Annotated in this window: 6 protein-coding genes; 2 read left to right on the top strand and 4 right to left on the bottom strand. The window is 52.7% G+C overall.

Annotation, left to right across the window (positions count from 1 at the left end; translation table 11 throughout):
• The 4 genes from G497_RS18100 to G497_RS0112300 all read right to left on the bottom strand — a co-directional run.
• The coding region (locus tag G497_RS18100) for a relaxase/mobilization nuclease domain-containing protein (protein ID WP_245576392.1) at positions 1 to 1,135 on the bottom strand (1,135 nt) is incomplete at its 3' end.
• Entirely contained in the window at positions 1,126 to 1,482 is a 357-nt protein-coding gene (locus G497_RS0112315; protein WP_027188368.1) for a plasmid mobilization protein, read from the bottom strand. The genes G497_RS0112315 and G497_RS18100, both read right to left, overlap by 10 nt.
• A gap of 447 nt (positions 1,483 to 1,929) precedes the next feature.
• The gene (locus tag G497_RS20650; RefSeq protein WP_245576391.1) at positions 1,930 to 4,296 is read right to left on the bottom strand and encodes a hypothetical protein; all 2,367 of its coding nucleotides are present in this window, start codon (positions 4,294 to 4,296) and stop codon (positions 1,930 to 1,932) included.
• On the bottom strand, positions 4,293 to 4,580 hold the full coding sequence (locus G497_RS0112300; RefSeq protein ID WP_027188366.1) for a helix-turn-helix transcriptional regulator: 288 nt from the start codon (positions 4,578 to 4,580) through the stop codon (positions 4,293 to 4,295). The genes G497_RS20650 and G497_RS0112300 overlap by 4 nt, the downstream gene beginning before the upstream one ends.
• A gap of 28 nt (positions 4,581 to 4,608) precedes the next feature.
• Between G497_RS0112300 and G497_RS0112295 the strand changes: the two genes are divergently transcribed.
• Positions 4,609 to 5,649, top strand: coding sequence for a hypothetical protein (locus tag G497_RS0112295; RefSeq protein ID WP_027188365.1), 1,041 nt, complete (start codon positions 4,609 to 4,611; stop codon positions 5,647 to 5,649).
• A 78-nt stretch (positions 5,650 to 5,727) separates the two neighbouring features.
• The gene (locus G497_RS0112290) at positions 5,728 to 6,876 is read left to right on the top strand and encodes a PDDEXK nuclease domain-containing protein (protein ID WP_034637877.1); all 1,149 of its coding nucleotides are present in this window, start codon (positions 5,728 to 5,730) and stop codon (positions 6,874 to 6,876) included.
• Positions 6,877 to 7,431 lie beyond the last annotated feature (555 nt).

Below are 7,431 nucleotides of genomic sequence, written 5' to 3'. Positions count from 1 at the left end.
GGTTATGAGCAGGGCTTGCAGATTCTTCCACAGGAAGGCCCGGCTCAGGGTGCGGCACTGGCAGGTCAAGGTCTGTTCGAGCTTCCCAAGCTGGTGCAGGATAGCGGCCTCGGTTGTACTCAGCGCGTTTTGCGATGATTGCCGCAAGCTCTCGCTCAAGGCGCTGAATTGTTGCTGGGTCAGGTTCTCCATCTCTTGTCGTTCCTGCTCGGTCTTGGCCTTCAACCGTTCTGCCAGTGAGGTGAGTGAAGTTCCAGTGTTCGGCATACATGCCTCCTTTCAGGCGGAGCTTGATTGTGTTGGTATTTTCTTCAGTGTCAGAATTATTTTTTGTGCGCTTTGACGTATTACGGGAGTTTTGCTTGCGTCTGCGCGGCGGAAGCGGTTGCGGCGCAGAACTTTCAGCCGCTGCATCTTCAGCAGGTATGGCAACGGTTATGTAATCCTTCCCAGCCCGGTTAATGGCAAAGCCTGCATCTTTTAGCGCCTGCACAATGTCGGCCCGGTTGCCAATGCGCCCATCTTCAATGCCCGCCAGAATGTAGCCGTGTATGGCCTTTTTGGCCGCTGTGCGAGGGTCAGTGTCCGGGCTGTCTTTGGCAATGGCTCCCCAGCGAATCAGCCGGGCGCGGTGCAGGTCGGTATGCTCCGGGGCATAGGGCCTAATGCGGGCCGGGTCGTCTGGTCTTGCCCAGCCTTCCCGGTGGTTGTGCAGGTCGCGGAACACATCAAACTGCTTTTGCCAGCCGGGCGGGCATGGGTTAAACGCTTTGCCGCTGGAAAGTTCCACACGCGGAATGACAAAGTGCAGTTCATGGTGCCCGGCGTGGGCATGGCGAACCCACAGAATATTGCGCTGGTCGGCTGCCAGTCCGGCAAAAGCCACAGCTTCAAAGTCATCCATGACCCGCTGTTCCTGCTCTGGTGTGGTGGTGTCCTCCGGGTGCCAGGAAAGCACCCCTGCCGTGAACCGCCATGAGGTTTCCAGAGAATCAATAAGGGCGCGGGTTTGCTCCGGGTTGCCCCGCAGTACCGTGGGCGGGTTCGCTTCTCTGTCTGGGTAGTCCATGCGCAACAGGTACTCGGTGGGGGCTGCTCCGCCGCCTTGCCCGTGCGGGAACACCTTCATGTACATGGCGGTTCCCCCCGGCTGTTTGCTTCTTGGGGGCGGGGTGTGTCAGCGTTTTGCAGGCTTTGCTCCATGCTCCACAGGGCCGCCAGCACTTGCACAACCTCTGCCCGATTTTTGAAGGTGTTGGCCCAACGGGCGAGCTGATTCAGGTTTGCACCAATGCGGGCAAGCTGCCGTACATGCTCCCGCTCCAACGGTGTTTGCCGTAGGCGGTAGTCCAGGGCACGCTGCCGGATGAAGTCCGTAACCGTTTGCCCCTGGGCGGCTGCCTTGGCGGCAATGGTTTCTTTTTCCGCAGGAGTAACGCGAAGCTTGAGCCATGCTGAGCGATTGGGTTTTGGCTCACTCATGGCGCTTGCTCCCTGTTTGGCCAAGAGTGGAATTTTGCTTGCAAGCAAGGAGGGCAAGCCGAGCGCGAAGGAGTGTACTCTTTGGTACATGACAGAAGCGCACGGTGACGCCTGACGCCACATGCAGGCAAAAGGCCGCTCTTGGAGCAGGGGTCGAGGGGGCGCAGCCACCCGCCAGCCCCGGCAGTGGACACCGCGCTAGCGTGTGCCCACAACGGGTAGGCTGGCTATGCCATTTAGCAACAGGTTGTTGAGGTACAAGCGCCATGGTATCGTTAAGGGTACGAAGAAACGAAATAAACGAATATAACGAATTTACCGAAAAAAGCCTGCTGTTTCCTTCTTGGCTTTTGGGCCTTTTTTCGTTTTTTTCGTAAGCACTAATTGGGATTTTGTTGCAGAACTTCCAAGGCATGAAGGGAAACGAAAATAACGAAAGAAACGAAATTACTGTGTACATAGCTCTCCCCTTTCTTCGTTAAATTCGTTTTTTTCGTTTATTTCGTTTAATGCAGTTATTTCGTAGAGCCCGATAGTCTGCCGAGGGCGACCTCCTGTTTTCTCATGCCATATCCTTATTTTTCGTTGCGCTTCCAAATGTTGCAAAACAGGTTGCAAGCGCTCCTTAGGGACATTCCTTTGCAGTGCAGCATGTAATTCTGTCGCTGTTAGTGGTTTTTGCCCCAGAAGCTTCAGCACTTTTTCTTCTAGTGGGTCAGCTGCTTGGTTCTGGAAAATATACAGTGCAGAAGCCTGTGCGTATTGCCACATGGCAAGGGCGGCTTTCAGATGCGTTTCGGCAATGTGGTCGGCTCCGTCCAGTAGGGCATACACCAGGGCAAGGCGTAAGGTTTGGGCTTCGGCCCGGTTCACAATGCTGCCCGCAAGGCCGGAATGTTCTTTGGAAAGTTCAGGGTAACAATGCTCCCACAACTCCAGGGCGGTGCTGTGCATCTTCATGGCTCCACGTTTCTGCGCGTGGGCCACCAGCCGCCAGAGTTCACGTTGCATGGGGGCAAGCTCGGCCTCCGGCATACGGTTTGGCAGGGGAACCAGCTTGGCCCGACGGGCACACACCCACAAAAAGCGGTTACCAAAACCGTTCACGGCCTGCACTTCTCCAAGGCACACCGCCAGTTCCTGCATGGTAATATGAGTAATGATGCTGATGTGTGCCCCTTTCACCAGCACGGGATTGTTTTTTGTGAGCGGGGCATAGTCGCCGGAATCCCAAAAACAGCGAATGCCCATGGAAAGGGTGTTGCCCTCCCGCTTGATGCAGGCAAGGCCGCTGGCGAACTCTTCATCCTGTATCATCAGACGCTTGTCGCCTTTTTCGCGTATGGGCTCATTGGGGTTGAGCTTGTGCTTTCGCTCGCGCTCTTCGTCTGTTTCATCACGAACGGCATGAGCCAGCCCTTCCCCGGTGGAGAGCGGTCCACCGCTTTCTCTGGCAGGCAAGGGCAATTGCCAAGCCTGCAAGTCAGAAGGATAGCAGTATTGCCGGGTGAACAGCTTGCTTACAGGGTGGCGTGAGGTTCCCTTTCTGGCCTTGCTGGAATTGCCGCAAATAACGGCAAACAGGCGCGGCGGGTGAATGGTTTCCCCCACATAAATGTGAGGCCCCATGTTGGGCGCGTGCCCATAGACCTCTGCCCCAAAGCGTACCAAGGCTGTCACGCAAATGGCTGCTGGGTCTGCTTCACTATCTTGCGTGGCTAGCCGGACAAATTCCCCCAGCAGACCGGGGCAGGCATCCCATGAAAATTGAGGCCATTCTCGAAGCTGCATTTCTTCGAGGTCGGGCGGGGGTGTGTCTTGCATTTGAATCTGCGGTGCAAGGGCTGGAAAGCGAGAGGCTGCTTTTTGCATGAACTCTGCCGGGGGCAAGGCTGTTTCCAGATGCAACTGCGGTATGAATCCAGGAATGGTGGCATCGGCAATATCCCACGATTCCGGCAAGGTGTCAGGTGGGAGAACAACGCTGATGCTGCTCGCAATACCGCGCAGATGCTCCAGCAACTCCAGGGCAGCCTTGAAGCCGGGGGAGTCATTGTCAGGCCAGATGATAACGGTTCTGCCCTGCATGGGGGAAAAGTCCGTTTTGGCAAAGGCGTTGGCCCCGCCGCTCCAAGTGGTGACGACATGATGCGGGAAAAGAACCTTGGCGGCATCAGCAGTTTTTTCTCCTTCCACCAGTAGTACAGGCGCGGTTGCCGGAAGCGTGTGGAAGGCTGGCAGGTTGTATAAAGGGCGGGGGGCTGGCAAAGCCTGCCATGCCCATTGGGGGCGCTGGTTGCCATACTGCCCATAACACAGGGGCAGAACCACCTTGCCCGTAGGCGTTTCAAAGCGCACGGCATGGAACAGCGTTTCGCCCTGGGCGTTTGCATAAGCCCAGGCATCTACCTTCGCCCCATGCTGTGAATGCCAGCGCGGCGGCTCCGGTGCATGGGCTGGCACGGGAAGCATGGGGGTAAAGGCGTTTTGCTGCTGTGTGGGTGGCTGTGAGGCCGGGTGCGGCTGGTCAGTGCCTATGCCATACTTGCGGGCCAGCTCGTTGGCTGCTTCCCCTTGGCGCATATGCCATACCTTGGCAGCCAGGGCGATAATATCACCCCAGCTATCCCCGGTGGCAAAGTCGCTGCCTTTGCCTGTTTCCAGGCTGGTGGAACAGGAAGTACCTGCCCCGCCTTCCAGCGAAGCGCACAGGTATTCCTTGCCAGAAACCTTGCCACCGGGAAGAAGTTCTGGCAGCACCTCCGGCAGGCGGCAGGCAAGTGCGCCTTTTACCTGTTCAAAGATGCTGCTCATTTCTGGCTCCGAAGTTTGGTTTCTGCTTTTGTGGGCCGTCCTCTTTTTCTGGCAGGGGCCTGCATAAATTCTTGGTGGTTTGTAATGTGCTGGTGTGCCTCTGCAACTTTGGCATCAATCCAGGCATCAACAGACTCCACTTGCCATGCCAGCCTGCGCCCCAATTTTAACGGTGGCGGCACTGCATCAAACTGCTTGCGGGCAAGGTGCCCATGAATTGCGGCAATGCTTTTGCCAAGTATTGTGGCTAACTCTTCAATGTTGTAGAATCGTTTCTGTACCATTGTGTATTCCTCCACGAATGCAGGGTTTATGAACATGCCTGAGTATTCAGGCCAACCGATTATTCTGTGGCAAAAAATGAAAAAGCTCGCCAGCCCCCGAAAAAGCAGTTTGATAGAAGATCAAGATCGTTTGGATGAGTTAATGCGTGGCCCCGGTGCGCAGGAGCTAGAATTGCGTAACCGCTTGCTTGGAAAAAATACCGTGCAGGCCGCACGCATTATTGCTGAAGAATTTGTTGCGCGTTTTGGGGAGTGCTCTGGAACATTGGAGTATATTGTAAAGAAGCTGCTTCCCTTGGGCAGGGCTGCACGCTGGGAAGACTTGGACTTGCAGATAAACCTGTTTTGCAAACGATTTTATGCAGAATGGGAAATAGTAACGCAGTACCCAGACGGCAGTGAAAAGTTACTGGGAATAACGCAACCTTATGGAGAAGCCCAAGTAGAGTTTATGGATAGGGTGCGTTTTGTACTGTATTCATTACCACGGCAGCGAGACTACAAGCCCTCCGAGAAAAAGGCTTCGTACAGGTCTGATGCTGAAATGGCGGATAACTTTGCTACCTGTTTTTTGTGTTGGCGTTCTGTACTGCGTAAGCCCTTTGAAAAGAAAACACCGCTGTGCGCCTTGCATACTATGGAGAGTACGTTGCCAGAATATAGAAGCCGCAAGGAAATGCGCAAAAAAATGCTGAAAATTAAAGACCAGCTTCGCAAGGTTGTACTCACCCCAGCTTGGGTGAAAGAAAACACAAAAATACACCCTCGTGATTTTTTTGCTACTATGTGCATCAGCCCAGAAGGTTTTTTTCCCTTTCTTGTCGAGCACTTGCGCAATCAAAACATGCCGTTGACCACTCCGGAAGAAATTATGGAAGCTCTGGAACATCCAGTTGACTTCAAGTCGCTCTCAGAGGCAGAGTTAGCTGCATGGCAATTCCACTTTGCTGACCTTGGGGCTTACTTTGAACGTAATTATGATAGGTTGCTCACTGCGGAAGCTTGGCTCCAGGCAGAGGTAGAGCATAAACGTGGAGGAAAGCGGGAAATGAAGGTGGGGGCCAAGTAAACAAAAGGTAGAGGGCGGAGCCGAACATTGGCATGAGTGGCCTGATAATGGGCTTATTGACTTCATATAGGATTTTTTATGTCGGATAACTCTTCAAAAGTTTCTGTTCTCAAAGTGAGAGGTAGTGTTCCTGCTGACTATGCAGCAACATTGGCTGATCTCAAGGAACGTATTCATGCCGGAAGAATGCGGGCGGCACTTGCCGTAAATCGGGAGGTCATCGACCTTTACTGGTCTATTGGCAAAACAATCACCAAGCGACAACACGATGAAGGCTGGGGAAAATCGACTGTAGAGCGCCTTGCTGCGGATTTGAGCGATGCTTTTCCTGAGATGAAGGGGTTTTCTCCAACTAACATATGGAGAATGCGGTCTTTTTACCTTGCTTGGCCCTCTCTTCTCCCTACCGAACCAATTCTGGCACAGCCTGTGCCAGAATTGCCGGAAGACGATAAGCCTGCAACCAATACGGCTTCTACTCCGGAACAGGCGAAATATCTCGCACAGGTTGTGCGAGAATTGCCTTGGGGCCATAACGTGACCCTTGTACAAAAAGTGAAGACGCCAGAAAAGCGCTTGTGGTATGCTCAAATGGCCCGCAAGCATGGTTGGGCGCGCTCCATACTGTCCATGCAGATTGAGACGGATTTGCACGAACGCCAAGGGCAGGCTGTTTCTAATTTCATGAACACCTTGCCTGCCATAGATTCCGACCTTGCAAGCCACACAATGAAGGATCCATATAATTTTGATTTTTTGGGTCTCGCCAAAGAGTCCCATGAAAGAGACATAGAAAATGCCTTGCTCGCTCATATCAAACGCTTCTTACTGGAACTTGGCGAAGGTTTTGCTTTTGTCGGCCAACAATACAAGGTAAGCATCAACGAATCCGATTTTTACATTGACCTACTATTTTACCACATCAATTTGCGCTGTTATGTGGTGGTGGAGTTGAAGGCAGTTTCTTTTCAGCCGGAATTTGCCGGAAAACTGAATTTTTATCTGTCTGTAGTAGACGATACGCTTCGCCGTGAAGGCGACAAACCTACCATTGGCTTGATTTTATGCAAAGATAAGGACCGATTGGTGGCGGAATATGCACTGAAAGACATAAATAAACCCATTGCTGTTGCCGATTATTTGCTGACAAAAGCTATCCCAGAAGATTTGAAAGGAGCCTTGCCAACGATTGAAGAAATTGAAGACGAGCTTATGCGTGGAGAATAATCATAAGAGGGCTATACCTTATGGTCGATTTTGGATAACTAAACCTGCAAGAGCTTTGCTCCACTTGCTCCAATTTTGCTCCACTCGGTGTGAAAAAGCCTGATTTTTCATGACTATGCAGACATATTCAACTACTTGATTTTTAATGCAAATTAATGATAACCACTGAATATAATTGATACTTTTTCGAGACTGTTAATCACTAGGTCGGCGGTTCAATCCCGTCCCGGGGAGCCAGATTTTACAAAGGACTCATCAGAAATGGTGAGTCCTTTTTTTGTTGTTTTTTTGGAAGAATAGAAATTGTTCATGCGGCGCAAGCGCCACACCATTCCTCTTGCCTCTTCATTCATCCGCTCCACTAGGGTTAGGGAGCCCTTGTGCGGCCCCCTAACAACCCCACACCCACGGGGCTCTGCCCCGTGACCCCGCTAGGCTACGGCCCGCGCTCACGTAGATTTGTTTCGCTCACTCGAAGACTCGTACGCTGCACAAATATATTCGCGCGGAGAGTGCACCGTGCAGAACATGAGAGAGGGGGCGCTTATCGGTTAC

The organism is Desulfovibrio cuneatus DSM 11391, from assembly GCF_000430005.1.
Lineage (GTDB): Bacteria > Desulfobacterota > Desulfovibrionia > Desulfovibrionales > Desulfovibrionaceae > Frigididesulfovibrio > Frigididesulfovibrio cuneatus.
The sequence above is the reverse complement of the archived record's forward strand: the minus strand, read 5'-3'. Positions and strand labels throughout refer to the sequence as shown.